The 17,618-nt window shown below is 65.7% G+C and carries 16 protein-coding genes and 1 tRNA gene; 10 read left to right on the top strand and 7 right to left on the bottom strand.

The window, feature by feature from the left end; translation table 11 throughout:
* Nucleotides 1–177: 177 nt before the first annotated feature.
* The 4 genes from ABZV42_RS18415 to ABZV42_RS18400 all read right to left on the bottom strand — a co-directional run bounded on the left by ABZV42_RS18415 (nt 178) and on the right by ABZV42_RS18400 (nt 3,880).
* Entirely contained in the window at nt 178–1,146 is a 969-nt protein-coding gene (locus ABZV42_RS18415; protein ID WP_356052700.1) for a DUF3883 domain-containing protein, read from the bottom strand.
* A gap of 291 nt (nt 1,147–1,437) precedes the next feature.
* Nucleotides 1,438–2,658 carry a PIN domain-containing protein gene (locus tag ABZV42_RS18410; RefSeq protein WP_356052699.1) on the bottom strand — a complete coding sequence of 407 codons (1,221 nt, stop codon included), beginning with the start codon at nt 2,656–2,658 and terminating at the stop codon, nt 1,438–1,440.
* Nucleotides 2,655–2,987, bottom strand: coding sequence for a hypothetical protein (locus ABZV42_RS18405; protein WP_356052697.1), 333 nt, complete (start codon nt 2,985–2,987; stop codon nt 2,655–2,657). The genes ABZV42_RS18410 and ABZV42_RS18405 overlap by 4 nt, the downstream gene beginning before the upstream one ends.
* A 488-nt stretch (nt 2,988–3,475) precedes the next feature.
* Nucleotides 3,476–3,880 carry a hypothetical protein gene (locus ABZV42_RS18400; protein WP_356052695.1) on the bottom strand — a complete coding sequence of 135 codons (405 nt, stop codon included), beginning with the start codon at nt 3,878–3,880 and terminating at the stop codon, nt 3,476–3,478.
* A gap of 817 nt (nt 3,881–4,697) precedes the next feature.
* Between ABZV42_RS18400 and ABZV42_RS18395 the strand changes: the two genes are divergently transcribed.
* A complete protein-coding gene (locus tag ABZV42_RS18395) occupies nt 4,698–5,375 on the top strand; it encodes a hypothetical protein (RefSeq protein ID WP_356052693.1) in 678 nt (225 codons plus the stop codon).
* A gap of 6 nt (nt 5,376–5,381) precedes the next feature.
* Here the strand turns inward: ABZV42_RS18395 and ABZV42_RS18390 are convergent, their stop codons facing one another.
* Together ABZV42_RS18390 and ABZV42_RS18385 are read right to left on the bottom strand one after the other, a co-directional pair.
* On the bottom strand, nt 5,382–8,837 hold the full coding sequence (locus ABZV42_RS18390; RefSeq protein ID WP_356052691.1) for an AAA family ATPase: 3,456 nt from the start codon (nt 8,835–8,837) through the stop codon (nt 5,382–5,384).
* A gap of 463 nt (nt 8,838–9,300) precedes the next feature.
* Nucleotides 9,301–10,041, bottom strand: coding sequence for a GntR family transcriptional regulator (locus ABZV42_RS18385; protein WP_356052689.1), 741 nt, complete (start codon nt 10,039–10,041; stop codon nt 9,301–9,303).
* A gap of 203 nt (nt 10,042–10,244) precedes the next feature.
* Between ABZV42_RS18385 and ABZV42_RS18380 the strand changes: the two genes are divergently transcribed.
* The 8 genes from ABZV42_RS18380 (at nt 10,245) to ABZV42_RS18345 (ending at nt 15,912) form a co-directional block, all read left to right on the top strand.
* Complete coding sequence (locus ABZV42_RS18380; protein WP_355616839.1) at nt 10,245–10,592, top strand: hypothetical protein; 348 nt, start codon at nt 10,245–10,247, stop codon at nt 10,590–10,592.
* Complete coding sequence (locus ABZV42_RS18375; RefSeq protein ID WP_356052687.1) at nt 10,589–11,908, top strand: FtsK/SpoIIIE domain-containing protein; 1,320 nt, start codon at nt 10,589–10,591, stop codon at nt 11,906–11,908. Before ABZV42_RS18380 ends, ABZV42_RS18375 begins: the two co-directional genes overlap by 4 nt.
* A gap of 12 nt (nt 11,909–11,920) precedes the next feature.
* Nucleotides 11,921–12,115 carry a hypothetical protein gene (locus ABZV42_RS18370; RefSeq protein WP_356052685.1) on the top strand — a complete coding sequence of 65 codons (195 nt, stop codon included), beginning with the start codon at nt 11,921–11,923 and terminating at the stop codon, nt 12,113–12,115.
* 131 nt (nt 12,116–12,246) lie between these two features.
* Complete coding sequence (locus tag ABZV42_RS18365; RefSeq protein ID WP_356052684.1) at nt 12,247–12,498, top strand: hypothetical protein; 252 nt, start codon at nt 12,247–12,249, stop codon at nt 12,496–12,498.
* Complete coding sequence (locus tag ABZV42_RS18360; protein ID WP_356052682.1) at nt 12,495–13,865, top strand: replication initiator; 1,371 nt, start codon at nt 12,495–12,497, stop codon at nt 13,863–13,865. The genes ABZV42_RS18365 and ABZV42_RS18360 overlap by 4 nt, the downstream gene beginning before the upstream one ends.
* A complete protein-coding gene (locus tag ABZV42_RS18355) occupies nt 13,855–14,067 on the top strand; it encodes a helix-turn-helix domain-containing protein (RefSeq protein WP_356052680.1) in 213 nt (70 codons plus the stop codon). The genes ABZV42_RS18360 and ABZV42_RS18355 overlap by 11 nt, the downstream gene beginning before the upstream one ends.
* Complete coding sequence (locus ABZV42_RS18350) at nt 14,064–15,446, top strand: site-specific integrase (RefSeq protein ID WP_356052678.1); 1,383 nt, start codon at nt 14,064–14,066, stop codon at nt 15,444–15,446. The genes ABZV42_RS18355 and ABZV42_RS18350 overlap by 4 nt, the downstream gene beginning before the upstream one ends.
* A gap of 130 nt (nt 15,447–15,576) precedes the next feature.
* Entirely contained in the window at nt 15,577–15,912 is a 336-nt protein-coding gene (locus ABZV42_RS18345; RefSeq protein ID WP_356052676.1) for a hypothetical protein, read from the top strand.
* 287 nt (nt 15,913–16,199) lie between these two features.
* Here ABZV42_RS18345 and ABZV42_RS18340 read toward each other — a convergent pair.
* Nucleotides 16,200–16,271: transfer RNA gene (locus tag ABZV42_RS18340), tRNA-Arg, on the bottom strand.
* Nucleotides 16,272–16,426: 155 nt separating this feature from the next.
* Between ABZV42_RS18340 and ABZV42_RS18335 the strand changes: the two genes are divergently transcribed.
* The gene (locus ABZV42_RS18335) at nt 16,427–16,918 is read left to right on the top strand and encodes a response regulator (protein WP_356052834.1); all 492 of its coding nucleotides are present in this window, start codon (nt 16,427–16,429) and stop codon (nt 16,916–16,918) included.
* The last annotated feature ends 700 nt before the right edge of the window (nt 16,919–17,618 follow it).

Here is a 17,618-nt window from a genome sequence, read left to right as displayed (position 1 = left end):
TCTGATTCCCCGGTGTTCCCCGCACGATCTGGCACACGTCTGGCACGACCTTTTCGTCCCGAACTATCGGAGGGCGGGTCGTTTAGGTGCAGCGAGCTGGCCAACTGGCCGTCGACGGATCTTGGCGGTCGGCTGTGGTCATGATGGTTGCTGTACTCCGCTGCTGTACCGCAGTACTCATTGCAGTCGCTCGGCCTGATCGTACTCGGCTGCCCGGATCGTGGGCTGGTACCTGATCTGGGGCTGGGTCCGCTTGATCATTGCCAACAGTGCCTCTCCATGCAGGGTGCGCACACCAATCTCGGTCCCGTCGGCACCAGCAACGTTGTCGACCACATAGAGGTAGTACTGCTCGGGGTTCACTCTGGCGGCTTCCACCTGCTGGTGTTCCAGCAGCAGTGCTTTGCTGCGTGCCGTGCGGCTGAATGCCTTTACCTCGATCATGCGAGGCGGACTTTTGATGTCGTACGGGAGATCCGAGCGGCGGACGTGCTTCGGATCGCGGCCAGCCCGTCGCTCCAAGGCCATCACATGCCTGATCGCCGCTTGCTCTGTCTCCTTGCTGCCTCTGGTCAATCCCAGGCGTTGCATCCGAGCGAGTAGCCAAGCCTGTTCACGCTTCAGTGACTCGAAGGACTCTTGCAGGTAGACGGACAATTCTTCGTGTGGGAAATTGCCGGCGATCGATACGTGATCGCCGTACTGGACGGAGTCGAACCCCTCTTCCTGCCAGCCGGCGACGATGGGCTCATAGCAGGCCACATGTGCGCACAGCTCCTTCAGGGAGTCGGGGATGGTGTCTTCAATCAGCAGATCGGCATGAGTGACGATTGTCTCGACCATGCGCCGGTTGAGCGGCATGAAGACCGTTGACATCCACAAGCGCCAGGTGGCGGCCCACTCTGCGGTGGTCGGAGCCGACGCAACCCACTTGGTCCTATATCGGGCTTCGAACTTCTCCCAGGCTTGGTCCACGGCCGTAGACTGCGCATAGAGCGGACCGTAGAGCTCGCTGAGTTGGCGGTTGACCCGGTCCAGATGATCCTTGCGCCGAGTTAGACGCAGATTCGTCAGGTAGGTCGCTCCGTAACCCGTGGCCGCAATCACCACGGTGACTACTAGAGGGACCACAATATTCAGCTGCACGATCCACAACGTTACCCAAGCGACGTCGCAGGTCTGTGAACACCGCTTTAGGAGTTCGATCCGTGCCAGCCTTGGGCTGACCACTGGTGCGACGGCCGGAGAGAGACGCTGGGGTACGCCTCAGTCCGGCATCGTTGATGTCAGCCGCGGATGTCAGCCGCCTTCTGATCCACAGCTCTACAGAGATCGGTTGCTGACGGTCGTAGCCGAGGATGGTTGCTGTGATTGCTGTACTTGCCGAGTAAGCGAACCTCAGATGCAGGGTGCTGGCTGCGATAGCGTCGACCAGCCTCAGAACAGCGGGTCTTGAGGGGAGTGCAGACTGCCCGCGAACTGTCTCTCCAGCCTGGAGAGACTCAGGCGACCGGAATATTCATGGCGGAGCTTCATCCACTTCCGCTGATGACTGATCAGGTTGGCGTACTCGGCGAGGTCCGGGGAAAGCACGGAGAACTGGCCCGCCGACAGCGCACGGGTGCCCTGACCGCGCAAGACTGTGAGTCGGGCGTCAACGTTCGTTGTGCTCACGAGGACGCGGGTCTCCCACACGCACGCGACGCCCTGTACTCGGAGGGTGTCTCGTAGGAGGGCGGGGCCGCTTAGGACCCACCGCACCGTGGCTGTACACCAGACGTGATCCCCGATGTGGTAGGCGGTCAGATCGGTTGCCTGGTCGAAGGCGACGGACGGGGGCATGGCCCAGCCCAGAACCCGGACGGTGTCCGTATCAATCAGCGTGTTTTCGCCCTGAACGAAGAGGCCCATCGTGCCCTCAAACTCCGGCCCCACTAGGTCCGGCGGCACGAACATCAGACGAACGGCTTCAGCTTCGATCGCGCTGAGGCTTTCTGTGCTCGCGAGGATCGAACGCACCGCGTCCTCGTCGGCAATGCCGGTCCGTTGTGCGAATTTCTCCACGACGTCGTACCAGGTTGTGAGGAGCACGAACCGATCCTCGATGCCGGCGAGGTCCTCGTTCATCGGGTATGGGAAGGTGGTCCCGTCGCCGAAGTCCTTCGTGTTCTTGCTGACGAAGTAGACCTTCTCGTCAGGATGCTCCCGCGCGTACTCAACGGCCGTTAGCCAGATCGCAGCGTCCCGCCCGCCGATCTTCACCGTGTCACCGCCAGCGTTGGTGGTGACCTGCTTGCACGGAGGCAGGATGTTGGCCTCCCGAATCAGTGCCTGCTTGAGCGCGGTTTCGCTCGTTGGGACGATGTCGACTACCTTGAGCCACCTTTGCCGCCACTGATCCTGGAAGTGTTGGAGACGCATCCGCGGGAGCGTCACGCCGAGGGGCCATGGCGTTGCCTCCTTCAGGCTGCGCAGGGCAGCCTCGGCTGCCTCGTACTTCTCGCGGTAGGGCACTGCGCGATGGGCCGTCAACTCCTCTAGTACGACCCACGGCACAGACACGCGCTCGACCCCGGACGCCCTGATGATCTTTGCCAGATCCGTAGTGGCGCTGTCGATGTCGGACTTCGTCAGGATGTTTGTGTCCAGGATGATCAACTCTGGCCATCGCAATCGCTCTTGCCCGCGCCATTCCCCAAACTGAGGCCATCCGATTTCATGGATCCCCCAACTTTAGTCTTCAGCTGCTCTTTTGCTTCATTCGCCCGTGCTTCACGCGCCCGCATTTTGTCCAAATTGCGTTTCGCCGCGAGTGTAACTCCGCCGACTGCAAGCGTGCCTAGCGCCCCTGCTCCGGAACCCTGCCCAAAGGCCTTCGGAAATGCCTTCGCTATGGCGGCATCTTCGATGGCCTTGATCAAGGATTGGACGCCGCCCACTCGTTTTGCGGCTGTCACAATGTCCTGATACGGACCTAGGTTGCCCACCTGCACCCTCCCTCTGCGCCCGTCCCCTGCCACGACAGCGCGCGGCTCTTCCTGCTCGGCCAATCCCGGGCGCGGAGCACCGACCATGCTGCAGATGTCAGGGTCGCAGGACACGGGCACGCGCGCACGCGCTTCGACTGATCAGGGCGCCCTCCTCGCCACCGCTGGCTCGGCGGAGCGGCCGGCGCCCGCCGCCGGGTGATCAAAAGACTTCACCGGAAGATCACTTCGAGCTTTGACCGAGACGGTCAAGAGGTAGGTCGGGTACTCCGAACCAGCTGGATGCCGCGTCCGGTGCGGCTTCCTGGATGGAACTCGCGCTCTCAGCTTGGGTTCTATGGGGTCGAGAGGCTTGCTGACCTGCTGCGGAGCAGCGTCACGACCGGAGGGTGTGCTTGGGCGGGTGACCGCTGTTCCCCGTGGTTCCCCGCAGTATCTGGCACGGGTCTGGCACTGAGGCGCGTTCATGTGGATTAGTCAGTCGCGCCTCAACCTGGCATGCCGATGCCGAGGTCGGTGGCGGCGGTCAACGAGTGGGCCGCGGTTTTCAGATCGTTCTCCCATCTCGGGAGCTCGTCGGGGCCGATCCATTCGCTGTAGTCCGCTGTCAAGGAGAGGAACCGTATCTCCTCCTGGGTGCGGGCTGCGACCGTCATCGATATCCGGTCGGCGACGTCCTTGGCGCTCAGCTCGCCTTTCGCGAGACCGAACGCAAGGCTCACGAGGAGGCATCGGCCAGCTGTCTCCTCGTCGGGGAGGGGTATGCCGAGTTCGTGCAGGGTTTGGACGTACAGTTCACGGATCTCGGTCTCGTCGCTCCTGCGCGGCAGGCCGGCCAGTTCGCGTAGGGCAGGGGAATCAAGCCCATCGACGAGCACATGTGCAGCGAGCATTGGGAGTTCACCGGGAGGAAGTACTTCCGCCACGTACTGCCAAGCGCTGCGCTGTAACCGGTTGATGCGCCCATAGTGCGGGGCAGCGGGATGTCCTGGCCAGCCGATTGCTGTTGTGGCCGCGGCTTCTTCTTGCCCCGGGTCTTGTCGGGGATCTTGGTGGCCTGCGTTTTCCCTGTTCAAGGGTGGTGACTCCGCAGAGCTAGCTGTCGCCGTTGGTCGTTCTTGGCCACTGTCGAGCGACCTCGGACGGCCCTGAGACGGCTCAGCCAGCGCCATCATGGGCGTCGACTCACAGCGTTACGCAGTACCTCGAACCAACTCATGAAGCGCCACCACAACCAGCCCCTCCGCCCTCCTAGCGGCCTGGGTCCCGAACGTGCTGGTCTGCGCGGGAGTCGGGAAGCAGTAGAGACACGTGCGGCTCGACTCCGCCGGCCCCCACCACCATGCAAGTGGCAGTAGCCGTTCCATCCGGCTACGTTCCCGCACGCTCGCCCTTGGTCCGGCACGGATGTCGGCCTGGTTCGCCTCTCCGGGGTCGAGCCGGTCATACGGATCCCAGCTCCGCCTGCCGTACCACTGAGTCCTGTCCGTGGAGATCCATGACGCCGTGACGGCGTACCCCGAGTGGTGCACCGGCGGGCGAGTTGAGCTGCGGGATACCACCGGTGCCCGGGCCGGCGGAAGAGCGAGGGCGGGGGAGAGAAAACCGAGGAAGATCGTATGGTGCGAGTTCGCCAGGCCGTGAAACGATGCCAGGCGGGGAGAGGGGGACGAGATTCAGTCGATACTTGCGAACATCGTGCTTGGGCTAGTGACCAGCTTGCTCGGCGGTGGGTTCGTCTGGTTGTGGGAACGGGCCAAGCGCGCTCGGGCGGTGAACAAGAGGGCGGCATTCTTCGGCGTCCGACCCGGGCAGACCTGTCTGATCGTGCTGGGCAACAAGCACAACTCGCCTGGCGTCGCGCATTACCGGGACATACGGGCGGCCATGGAACTGGCCTTGATCGCAGGTGAGTTGGGCTGCCATGTCTCGGTGGAGTCCGGTGACTTTCGCGGGGGCAACGGGGATCGCACCGAATTCTGTGTCGGCGGACCCATCGGGGGCGCCAACATCCGCACCGGCGGCCACCTCGCTGCCCACCTGCCCGGCGTCGTCATTCATCCCTACGACGGCACCCATCCGGACTCAGTGGCCATCGAAGTGGGTGGGGAGAAGTTCCAGTTCGACCGGGGCAACCAGGAGTACACCCTCGTCGCGAAGTTCACGCCCGTAGAGTCCGTTTGCCCGGTGTTCGTGGTGGCCGGGCAGACGTCGGTGGCTAACCTTGCCGCGATCCACTTCCTGCGGCGCGAGTACGCGCAGGTGGCCAGACAGCTGTCCTCGGTGGAGCGCTTCTGCGTGCTCATCAAGGTCTCCGACATCAGGACCTACGAGTTCCATCGTGCGGGACTGGAACGCGAAGTCACTGCGGCCGCGTTCGGAGAGTGAGTGCACTCACCGTCCCATGATTTCACCGAGTACCACTGCGGCCGCACGACTCCACGACACCTGCTGGGCCATCTCGTTGCGGAGTTCGGCCGCCTGCCGAAAGGCAGCGTCGCAGTCCCGCAGTTTCCGTTCGATGGCCCGAGCCCATTTGTCAGTGTCCTTCTCGTCGTCTCTCGACAGTTCGACGACGAACCGGCTCGCCCGCTCTTGCCCCAGGGTCTCGCGGAGTAGATCGGCCAGTCCGCTCTCCGAGCTGATCAGAACCGGGATGCCCTGAGTGATCGCCTCAAGTCCAACGAGGCCGAACCCCTCCCTGCGTGATGGCATGATTACCAGACTGGCGGTCTTCAGATCGTCGTCAATGCGGGGCTGTTCCGACGTGTAAGCGCGGACCACGACATCCAGCCTGGGGCTCGCGGCCCAAGCCATGATCTTGTTCCGTTCGTCGTCCACGGCCGATGCCGGGGCGCCGCGCACTAGCAGCCGGACGCTCCTGAGACCGTCCTCGCGTAGCCATGTCGTGACCCGGCCGCAGGCCGCGGCGGCGAGGTCGACGCCTTTGAGCTCGGCGTCCTCGACGCGGCCCAGAAGCATGACCCGGAACGGGGATCCCTGGGGCGGGGCGAGATCCACACCTGGGACGGCGCAGTCGAACCCTGGATCGAGCCGCAGAGGGGGAAGGCCCTCAGGGCTCCTGAACTCGTCGATGAATTGGTCATGCAACCGAGGCCCGACCGTGACCACACGGTGGGCAGTTCTGCCGAGTGCCCGCTCGATGGCGGTTCGTTCCTCGGCCCGCAGGCCCAGGTCGTTGCCACAGTCAGGCTTGTACCACTCGATCTCATCCGGGGCCATGTGTACAAAGTGCAGGCGCCGGGCGGTGGGGAAGAAGTCGTCTGCGAGTTTCTGTGCCGCAAATCCCGTAATCCGGCCGTGCCCCAGGACCAGGTCGGGCACGGCCCCACCGAGACGATTCGGACGGCTCGTGAGCCGAATGTCCTCGGAGGCCCCGGGCATCTCGGGAGCCGAAAGCAGCTTGACGCCTGCATCGTCGGCAGCAGCGATTTCCGCGGCGGTGGCGTCCAGCACCACACAGAACACCTGCGCGCCGACGGCGGCCAGCGCCCGGCACAGGTCCCGATTGAACGTGCTGAGTCCTCCATGGGAGGAAGCCCATTCGGTGGCCACGGACAGAACTACCGGCGTCCGGTGGGAGTGCGCCGTGGGTTCGGCGGCTATCTGTGGGTGCGCGGCGCCCGATCCTTCGACCGCTGCTCCTCCGTACGGGCCCACCGGAACGTTGCCTGGAGCGATGCCGAGGGCGGCACGAGCACGCTCTACCGCCTCCGCAAGGTCGAGGTTGGTGTCCTCGTACAAACGCGTAGTGTCGTCCGGGTTCGGGAGCAGCAGGAAGGCCATCTTGTTGATTAGTGCCGTGCTCTCCAGCTCCGCTGTGACTCTCAAGAGGTGTTCGGCGGCGGTGTCCCGGTCACCGGTCAGGAGATGGGCCATAGCCGCGTTGTAACGGCTCAACGTGCGCCGGTAGGCGTCGGTGGCCAGTTCGAGTGCACGCTGGGACCATTTGAGAGCCTCGTCCTTGAGGCCGTTGGCCAAGCTGAGATACGTCAGACTGTTCGCCTGCTTCCAGCCTGGGGTCAACGCGAAGGACGACTGGAAGTTGGTGTGGGCGGCGGATACGCCTCCAGCCCCATACGCGTCGAACGCGGCGCTGTAATGGTTGTCCGCCAGCTCGGTGCGCAACTTTCCGGTGGCCTTGCGGAACCAATTGTGAGCTGGCCACGTCCGCAGTGGTATGCGAACCCGGTCGGCGGTGAGGCGACCGCCGAGTTCCGCGATCCGTTCGGCCACCGCCTTAAAGCCGGGAGCGTCGGCCACCGAGATGTCGTCAGTGTCCGCCGCGTACAGCCAGCGTTTAACTGTGTGTTCACCGTACGTGCAAGTGACGGTGGTGAGGTCGAGGGCCGATGGCTCACCCGCACGCAAGATCGCGGAGTGGAGATAGGTGATCCGTACGATGGCGTCCGGGCCGGTGTTGGGCATCCGCTCCAAGGCGCTGAGCATCTTCTCTACGTGCCGCTCGTTCATCTGGGAACAGCATGTCTCGAAGATGCGCAGAGGTCCCTGGGCGGCATCGTGCAGGAAGCAGAAGAGCCGATTAATCAGCATGGCTCGGACGTTGCCTCGGCCAGTGACCTGGTCGTGCGGCTGCAATCGGATGGTGCGGGCGGTCCACAGACGGGCGTAAACCTCATCGAAGAGTTCCGTCTGCACGGCGAAGCGGACGGTGTCCCCGGGGTCGAGGATGCCTTGTGCGACCAGTGCCTCCCTGTGCTGGTCATACTGCGTGCGTGTGATCTCCGGCTGCCCGGCCAGGGAGTAAGCAAACCAGGCCTCATCCGGTGTCGCGTGCCCCAGAGCAGAGGTCAGAACGTTGAAAGCGATGAGCTCTTGTCGTTTCATCGCGCGCACGGCACGGATAAGCGGGCGCTCCAGGACGTTGCGACCCGATTCCATGCGGGAACGGATACCTTCGAGTACCTCAGGGGTGAGCTTCATATGATCGGTGACGCCCTGCTGCCAGCGGGCGAACATCTCGTAGCAGTAAAGCTGGACCTCGTACGGATTGCCATCCGTGAGCTGCCGCAAGGAGGACACCACGCCTTGTGAGATCCCGCCATAGATTCCGGCGTTGCGGAGTGGCCACAGTATGCAGTTCTTGACGTCCTCCGACTCGATGAATGCTCGGACCTCGATCTCCTTGAACTGCCGCAGAATCGGCGAGTGCACGTCCATGATCCGGTCGATCAGCCCGGACGTGCCCGCGAGCACCAGGATCAACCCGTCGACACGCGTGGCGAGAAAGCGCAGTACCGACAGGGCGCGGGCGTCGTGGGCGATCAGTTGAGCCTCGTCCACGAGGAGAACTACTGGATGCCCGAGGAGACGTACGAAGGAGGAGAGGTCGGCGCGCAGCGCTGCCTCCGGCACCCGGCCCTCGGCCCCCGCGAGGGCCACTGCCTCCGGGAACTGGAACGGTGCCACGGAAGCGGCGTCGTCGGCCCCTGCCATCACCCGACGGACGGTCGACACGTCGAACGGGACGTCTTTCCCGGCCTGCGCGGCCCCGTTCGCAATCGTCGAGACCAACTCGTCGTACAACTTACGAAAGAAGGTGAGCGGCTCGCTGTCACCCTCGACCAGATCCACGCGCGCGGTCGTAAGGCCGCGTGCCGCAGCTATCCGTTCGGTGGCGTAGAGCAGGCTCGTCTTTCCGACAGCACGCGGGCCGTGCAGGACGATGCAGACTGATGGCCGGTCGACGGCTGCCTGATCGAGTTCATATGCAATGGTGGCGACTTCCTGGTCCCGTCCGGCGAAGACCGCTGCCTCACGCACTGGGTTCCGGTAGTCGTATGGATTGCGCACCTCGGAGATGTCCACGAGCCCCCTCACCTCATGCAGATCGTACGACCCGTGCGGCAACCGGCGGTACCGTTCTCCTTCGTATCCGCAAGTAATGCGTGTGAGGGGGCTACGTCTGGCGACAGCAGGATTATGCAAAGGTCGGCGGAGCGGCTTTGGGCTGGAGCTGCTTTGGGGCGAGTGATCATGGCCCCGTAAGCTTCTGGCGCGTCGGGCAGTCTGTGGACCTGCCCGCTAAAGCATGACGTTGGGGCCATGATCTTAGAGGCTCGCCCCAAAGTGGCTACCTAAAGCCGTGGAGCCGACCGCCCCAGCCGCAGAGGGTGTCTCCCACCTTCATGCCCGCATGCACGTAGCGCGCCGCCGGGCGCGGCCAGCCGGGGCGGAGACAGGAGGCAGGCCGCGCCGCAGAGGTGGCGCGCGCCCGCGCCGTGCGCGGGCCTTGAACCAGTAGAGAAAGTCTGAGCCAACTGGGCGTCTGCTACAGCCTGAAGGACAGCTCCAAGTCGTCGCCTGGGAGGTGGAACTCCTCCAGGGCGAGCGGCTTCTCTGCCGCGGTGAGTGTCACGCGGATGATGTGGAGGAGCGGGACGCCTTCGGGGAGTCGGAGGGTCTGGGCTTGGTCAGGGAGCGGCATACGCGTGCGGATGTACTCCGTGAAGTGGAGTTCGTGGCCTAGGCCTGCGAGTGACGCGTAGAGCTCCGGGGCCGGCGGGGGCGCTTCCTCTTCGTACTTCGTGTCGATCAGCACGGAGAACGGTACGTATGTGCGGTGGAGTTGGCGGAGGCGGCCGTTGTCGGCTGTCTGCAACGCGTCGTACGTGAACATCGGCTCGCCCGGCGGGATGCGCAACAGGTCGGCGAGTGCGAGCGGGGCGTCTGTGCGGGTAGCTACGGAGGGTTCTGCGTTGGCCCATCGGATGCTGTCGGCCTCGACATAGCCTCCGTTCGGAGTGCGTCGGATGCCGCGCGGGCGCGTGAGGCTGGGACGGCTCTGGGGTGAGCGGGCGAAGGTGCCCCGCCCCATGATGACTTCGACGAGACCGGATGCCCGTAGCTCGGTGAGGCCTTGACGGACCGTGGGGCGCGTCACGCCGAACTGCTTGGCCAATGTCTCCTCGGAGGGAAGCGGCTGGCCGGCGGGGTAGGTGCCGTTCAGGATGCCTTCGCGCAGGTAGTCGGCGATCTGCCGGTACTTCGGCTGCGTGTTCTGTGGCGGCATGTGGGCCCTCCGTGGCCGTGGTTCCCGATCGGCTGTGCGCCGTCGTGGACGGCTTGTGTATTGCGGTGAACAGCGTCTCCCATCCCAAGGCGGTTGACAACCCGTACTACGGGTGGTCACTCTGGACTCTCGACCCGTACTACGGGTTGTAAAGCAGCCCGGAGGATCGGCCTTCGGGTGCGATGGATGAGGAGTCCAGACAAGTGGCAAGCCTTCCGATCGACACCGCGAAGTTCACGGGGATCATCTGTGCCGTTCCCCCCGCTCCGCGGATCGCGAACCGTGAGACCGGTCAGCTCCGCGTTGACCGCGACACGGGCAAGACCGTGTACCAGGTCGGCCTGTGCCTGATGTCGGGCGGGTCCGCCGACGTCGTGACCGTGAACGTCCCCGGTGAGCCCAGCGGCGTGCAGCTCGGCATGCCCGTGGCTGTACGGGACTTGGTGGCCACGCCGTGGGAGAACGACGGCCGGCACGGCGTCGCCTTCCGCGCGGCGGAGATCCGGCCCCTGAACGCTCCGGCTCCGGCCGGGAAGGGGGCCGCGCAGTGATGATCCTGGCCTCCACCGCCTCGGCTGGAACGACCTGGCCGAGCTGGTTCCTGGTGGTGGCCGCAGTGCTGGTGTCGGGCCTACTCCTCGTAGGCCCGGCCCTGCGCCGCCGCTACCCCGTCGCCTGCTGGCTCTTATTCGGGTTCCCGGTCGCGTGCTGCCGCGTCATCCGTACGTGGCGTCCGCTGATGGCCGGGTGTGGCCTGGCAGTGAGTCGACGTCCTGCTCTGACGGTCGTGTCCGGGCTCGTCGGCAAGGGAACTCCACCCCCTCAGCCGTTGGTGCCCCGGTTCGGGTTCATACGGCCGACTGCCGGCGGCTTCTGGCTGCTGGCGCGTCTCCTTCCGGGCCAAGTGCCGGACGACTTCGTCAAGGCGGCGCCCGCCATGGCTGAAGCCTGGGAGGTCCATGCGGTCCGGGTTCTTTCCCATAAGCCGGGAACGGTCCGGATCACGGCCTGGGTCACCGATCCGTTGGCGTACCCGCGCATACCGAAGCAGCGCGAGCCCGTTCAGTTTCTCCGAGTTGCGGTCGGTGCGCTGGAGACCGGCGCCGCATGGGTGATCGACCTGCGTCGCGTACCGCACTGGCTGATCGTCGGTGCCACCCGGTCCGGGAAGTCCACGCTGATCAACGCGCTCGTGGCGGGCCTGGCTCCGCAACCCGTCGCCCTGGTCGGCGTCGACTGCAAGGGCGGCATGGAACTGTCGCTGTACGAACCGCGGTTATCGGCGCTCGCAACCAACCGTGAACAAGCGGTCCGGCTCCTGGCCGCGCTGGTTGATCTCACCCTCGACCGCATGACTGTCTGCCGCGCTGCCCGCGTACGGAACATCTGGGGCCTCCCCGAGCAGGATCGACCGGTCCCAGTGGTCGTCATCGTCGACGAGATCGCGGAACTGTTCCTCATCGCGAGCCGGAACGAGAAGGACGAAGCCCACGCCGCTGGTACGGCGCTGATCCGGCTCGCCCAACTTGGCGCGGCACTCGGCGTCTTCCTCGTCGTCGCTGGCCAGCGCGTCGGCTCCGACCTGGGTCCGGGCGTCACGGCCCTACGTGCCCAGCTCGGCGGGCGAGTCTGTCACCGCGTCGCCGACCCCGGCACAGCAGAGATGGCCCTCGGAGACCTCAACCCGGACGCGCTCAAGGCAGCGCAAGCCATCACGCCGGAACAAGCCGGCACCGCGGTGCTGGCCTCCGGCGACGGCTGGGAACGCGCCCGCTCCCACCTGATCACCGAAGCGGACGCGGAAGCCATCGCGGCCGAGTACGCGCACCTCACCCCGCACCTTCCCGAACTGCTGGACGCGAAGTGAAAGGGGTCCACCGTGCTCGTGTCCGTCTCGGCGGTGCTGCTGCTCGGACTGCTCATCTGGTTCCTGCTGCGCATCCGCTACCTGCGCTGGGCCGACCTGCTGCTCTGCTCGGCCTTCGGCTTCCTGCTCGCCCGGACGATGGCCGCGCCCCTTGTGGCTACGGTCCTCGACGGCCTGGGCGCCTTCCTCGGAGCACTCCGCTTCTGACCCATCCCGCACGACCACAGCTGAACAGCGCCCGCACAACGGGCTCCCGACGGGGCGCGAAGTCGCCAAACCCGACCCCGTCAGGAACCCACTCCATCCGCCACGTGAGCAGTGAAAGGAGCACCCTCACTTTGTCCACCGCGCATCGTCCGCGCAAATCCCCTCCGCTCGAATGCGAGCTGAGGGACAGAGAACAGCCGACCTGTGTCGGACGGGAACAGGTCGTCCTCGTCGGACTCGATGGCTTCGAACGCTGGCTCTGCCCGGCACACGCTGCCGCCGTCTGGCTCACCGACCCGACGCTTCGCTTCAGTGCCAAGACGCTGCCCCAAGGAATCTCTGCCGTCATGTGGCAGGCGTTCGGCGGCGGTGGTCGTCCATGATCACGCCTTCCCTGACCCTCCCGAAGGGCGTCTCCGCGCTGATCGACAGGGCCGGAGAGCCAGGCTTCGAGGCCTGGCGACGCCAGATCATCCGCCTAGGGGGCTGTGCCAACCCGATTCACCTCGTCGGCACTGCCACGGTCGTCGACGCGTCGACCGGCGAGGCCCTGCTCTCGTACGGCTCGGACGTCTACGGCGGCCGACTGCTCACCGCATGCGGCAACCGCCGGGCAACGGTCTGCCCGACCTGCGCCCGCATCTATCAGGCGGACACGTACCAACTGATCCGTGCCGGACTCGTCGGCGGCAAGACCGTGGGGGAGGAGGTGGGCGGCCACCCTCGGGTGTTCGCCACCCTCACCGCTCCAGGCTTCGGCCCGGTCCACACCCGCCGCGAGCGCGACGGCCGCGTACGGGCCTGCCGACCCCGAAAAGCTGGGGCGAGCTGTCCGCATGGATCGCCGGCCGGGTGCCACACGCGGCACGCGGACGACGATCCGAGGCTCGGGGAGCCCCTCTGCCCGCGCTGCTACGACTACGCCGGAGCCGTGCTCTGGCAGGCACAATCAGGCGGACTCTGGCACCGCTTCGTCCTGGAATTGCGCCGCGAGATCGCCCGGAAGATCGGGCTCTCCCGCGGGGAGTTCGGCGAGAGCGTTCGGCTGTCGTACGCCAAGGTTGCCGAGTACCAGCGGCGCGGGCTGGTCCACTTTCATGCCGTCATCCGCCTCGACGGTCCGGAGGGGGCCAACTCGACTCCGCCGTTCTGGGCCACGACTGCTCTGCTCTCGGCGGCTGTCCGCGCTGCTGCCGAGAGAGTGCGGCTCCTGGCTCCCGGGCGGGACGTCGTCGGCCCGCGTGCGCTGCGGTTCGGGGAGCAGATCGACGTACGTCCTATCTCCGCTTTCGGAGCGGGGGAGCGGCTGACCTCGTCGGCCGTAGCCGGTTACATCGCCAAGTACGCAACGAAGGGGGCCGAGACAGCCGGCGCGGTGGATGGCCGTATCCATGGGCCGCGGGATTTGGTCCTGTTGCCCGTACGTGCCCACGTGCTCCGCATGATCGGTATGTGCTGGTGGCTCGGCGGTCTGCCCGACTTCGAGCCGCTCGGCTTACGGCGCTGGGCGCACATGCTCGGCTACGGCGGCCACTTCTCCAGCAAGTCGCGCCGCTACTCCACCACCCTGACCGCACTCCGGCAGGCCCGTGCGGAACATCGTGCGGAGGAACAGCGAACCGCCCTCGGCATCGATTTGAGGTCAACCGTCACGGTTGGCCATTGGCGCTATGCCGGGCGCGGCTACTCGCCGGAGGCGGCGCTCCTGGCTGCCTCCGTGAGGGAAGGCGGTGCTTCCCATGGCGCGTGACACCCGTGCGAGGCCGGCCGAACTCCTCACCGTGCGGCAGGTACTCGACGAGCTGGGAGGCATCTCCAGACGCACCTTCTATCGCTGGCGGGAGCTCCGCATCGCCCCGGCCTGCATACGGCTACCGAATGGTGAGCTGCGAGTCCGGCGAGACGTGCTCAACAACTGGCTGGAGGAGCGGGCAGAGGGGGTGGCCTCGTGAAGTCTTACAAGGCTTCCGTCTGGAAGCTCTCGGTCAACAAGACCACGAAGAAGCCGACTTACCTCGTGCGCTGGGTGGTCGACGGTCAGCCGTTCAGTGAGTCGCACAAGACCAAGGCACTGGCCGACCGCTTTCGCGCCAAGCTGGTGCGGGCGCTCGACAAGGGCGAGCCGTTCGACACGGTGACGGGTCTGCCCGACTCGCTGCGTGGCGGCAGAGCGGCCCTGTCCTTCCTTGATCTGGCGATCAAGTACGTCGATGCCCGGTGGGCGGAGGCATCGGCCAAGCACCGGGACAGCATGACCGATGCCTTGGCGACGGTCATTCCCGTCCTGGTCAAGCCGGGACGGGGGCGTCCGGCTCCGGAGATGCTGCGTCGGGCGCTGCGCTCGTACGTCCTGCCCGTGCCGCGCAGGGAGCGGGAACGGCCGGACGAGATCGCCTCCACAGTGCGCTGGATGGAGAAGGCATCGCTTCCTGTGGGAGAGCTGCAAGAGATCACCCGTGTGCACGAGTTGATCGACGGATTGGGGCGGAAGCTGGACGGCAAGCCTGCTGCCACTCAGACCTACCGGCGACGTCGGGCCGTCGTCTTCAACGCGCTGGAATTCGCGGTGGAGTTGGAACACCTGACCTCCAACCCACTCAGCCGGGTGCGGCGCAAGCGAGGCAAGCGGGCGGTGCAGGAAGTCGACCGCCGGGTGGTGGTCAATCCGCGGCAGGCTCGGGAACTGCTGACCGCGCTCACTTACGTGGGCGGCTTCGAGCGGGCAAGTGGCCGGCGGCTGCGGGCGTTCTTCGGATGCCTGTACTACGCGGCCATGCGGCCGGGCGAGGCACTCGGGCTCCGGCGGTCCGACTGCACGCTTCCGGCGTCGGGCTGGGGACGTATCGAGCTGGCGGAGACGCGTCCTTCGGCGGGCAAGGCGTGGACCGATTCCGGTGAGGCGCATGACAGGCGGGGTCTGAAGCAGCGGGCCCAGGGCGAGGTGCGCATCGTGCCGATTCCGCCTCCGCTGGTCCGTCTGCTGCGCGACCACTTGAAGGAGTTCGGCACGGCGAAGGACGGCCGGCTGTTCTCCAGCGAGCGGGGCAACGTGATCGCGGCCTCCTCGTACTCGCGTGCGTGGAAGCAGGCGCGGGAACTCGCCCTCGTCCCGGACCAGGCGTCTTCCGTCCTTGCCTTCCGGCCGTACGACCTCCGTCACGCGGGAGTCTCCCAGTGGCTCAACTCCGGTGTCCCGGCCCCGGAGGTCGCCGCTCGCGCCGGCCACTCGGTGGACGTCCTTCTCAAGATCTACGCCAAGTGCATCGACGGCCAGGAGCAGGAGATGAACGACCGGATCATGCAGGGGCTTGGGGAGGATTCAGTGGACTGACGCGACGATCTGATCAAACACGGGAGCCTCGGACCAGAGCGGTCCGGGGCTCCTGCCGGTCGCGAGGTGTGTAGCCTCCAGGGCTGTGCGGTCGGAGAATGATCCGGCCAGGTCCGATTGAGGAGACACCATGGCGCACGAGCCTATAAGCACGCCTGCAGAGACCCGTGTTCGTCTTAAGGACGGTAGCTATACCGTCCTTACGCTCGCGGATGTCGCTGTCGCTGCCTTGCACACGCCTGAAGACGAGAAGTACGACGTGCTGGCGGTGGTCGGCGGGAAGAATGTTTCCGCCCTCGTGCTCGCGCGGGAGGCGCTGAAGGGTCGGGACCCGTGGAACACCAACGTCGCCGAGATGGCTCTGCATGATCTCGGGTTCAGCATCCTGGTGCGCCGCCGGTTCGACAACGCCACTGGTGAGCCGGTGCGACTTGCCCGTGAGCAGATCAACAACTCTTCGATCTGACCTCGAACGAACGTCTCTGACATATTCGATCGGATGCAGGAGCCTCGGACCATGACCGGTCCGAAGCTCCTTCCTGTCCACGGGTCGTCCACACGACTACGCTCAAAGCCTCTTGATACGCGCGCTGACCTGCGGTGAAGTCCTTCAAGATCAACACGCTATTACAGCGTGATCACTGGCAAACGGCTGCTTTTGGCGGCATCTGCCTGCGCATGGCTGTAGATACGCGAAGACCCCGTTCTCAGCGAAACCGCTGATGGCGGGGTCTTTGGGCACCGTATGAAGGGTGCCCCCGGCAGGATTCGAACCTGCGCACACGGCTCCGGAGGCCGTTGCTCTATCCCCTGAGCTACGGGGGCGTGTCGGGCGCTTTGTGCGGCGACGGGTAGAACCCTACCAGCTCTTTCAGGGGTGATCGCCATGTGTTTTGGACGCGGCGCGTGGTGTCGCGGGGGGAGCGGCGGTTGGGCGGGGCTGGGCTCTCGCGGGTGGGTGGGGGCCGCACGGGGTGGAAGTGGGGAAAACCCGGACGCGGCGGTGGGCGCGGACCTACTCTCGAGTTGTGCCAGGCGTGTCCGGTCGGGTGCTTGTTGTGGACGACAACAAGGTCATCCGGCAGCTGATCAGGGTCAACCTCGAGCTGGAGGGTCTCGAGGTCGTGACCGCGGCTGACGGTGCCGAATGTCTGGACGTCGTCCATCAGGTTCGGCCCGATGTCGTCACCCTCGACGTCGTGATGCCCCGGCTCGACGGCCTGCGCACCGCCGCCCGCCTCCGTGCCGATCCCCGGACCCGGAATCTGCCCCTCGCCATCGTCAGCGCCTGTACGCAGTATGAAGTCGAGAGCGGGCTCGACATCGGTGTCGACGCCTTTCTCGCCAAGCCCTTCGAGCCGTCCGAACTCATCAGCCTGGTAAAGCAGTTGATGGAAGGGCGCGAGGTCGGTGGCGTCGTGGGTGGCGCCGTCGAGGAGGCCGAGCGTGCCGGGCGCAGCGGGCACCACTGAGCAGCGGTAAACCGGTTCATCGGGGGTCTATCTCTACACCGGGCGTTGAGTCATACGTCGGTTCGTTCAGCGCAGGCCCGACCCGCCCGACCTTTACACCGGTTCATTCAGCGCAGGCCCGACCCGCCTGACCCGTACACCGGTTCATTCAGCGGGGCCCGACCCGTACACCGTTCATCTGGCGCCGACCCGGACACCGGGGATGAAGCCTTCCGCGTGGGTCGGTGCATGCGAGGAGCGGGCTGGGTCAGCGTCGTCCCCAGTCACTCACTGGGGTGGTCCACTGGGGTGGGTGGTCCCTGGGGGGTGAGGAGTCGGAGTCCCGGCTCTGTCGCCGTCGCCGCGTCCGGTGATCGCCGGATCCGATCCGCCGGGCATCGGCAGAGCTCGGATTGCGACTCGGACTGCGACTCGGTTTGGACCTCGGGCTCAGCGACCCTTGGTCTGTGTCGTCGACAGTCGCGCTCCTCGCTCCCACTCCTCGCTCCCACTCCTCGCTCCAGCTCACCGCTCCCGCTCACCGCCATCCCACGCCGGCGATCCCCTCCTAGGCCGCCTTGGAGTCCCCGCGGAGTCACCTCTGACTCCCCTCGGACTCCCCTCCAAGATCAGGCGCCCCCAGCACCAGCAACCGCCTCCCCGTCGCAACCCCCTCCCCGTCCACATCCCGGACCATCGCCAAACTGGCTCGCTTTCCCAC

Origin of the sequence: Streptomyces sp. NPDC005281, from assembly GCF_040607495.1 — a bacterium.
Taxonomy (GTDB): Bacteria; Actinomycetota; Actinomycetes; order Streptomycetales; family Streptomycetaceae; genus Streptomyces.
Note: the sequence above shows the minus strand (reverse complement) of the source record. Positions and strands in the feature narration are given on the sequence as shown.

Bases quoted from the DNA above. Each gene is read 5' to 3' on its own strand.
- ABZV42_RS18345 (WP_356052676.1), top strand. From the start codon at position 15,577: ATGGCGCACGAGCCTATAAGCACGCCTGCAGAGACCCGTGTTCGTCTT.
- ABZV42_RS18360 (WP_356052682.1), top strand. From the start codon at position 12,495: ATGATCACGCCTTCCCTGACCCTCCCGAAGGGCGTCTCCGCGCTGATC.
- ABZV42_RS18400 (WP_356052695.1), bottom strand. From the start codon at position 3,880: ATGCTCGCTGCACATGTGCTCGTCGATGGGCTTGATTCCCCTGCCCTA.
- ABZV42_RS18355 (WP_356052680.1), top strand. From the start codon at position 13,855: ATGGCGCGTGACACCCGTGCGAGGCCGGCCGAACTCCTCACCGTGCGG.
- ABZV42_RS18385 (WP_356052689.1), bottom strand. From the start codon at position 10,041: ATGCCGCCACAGAACACGCAGCCGAAGTACCGGCAGATCGCCGACTAC.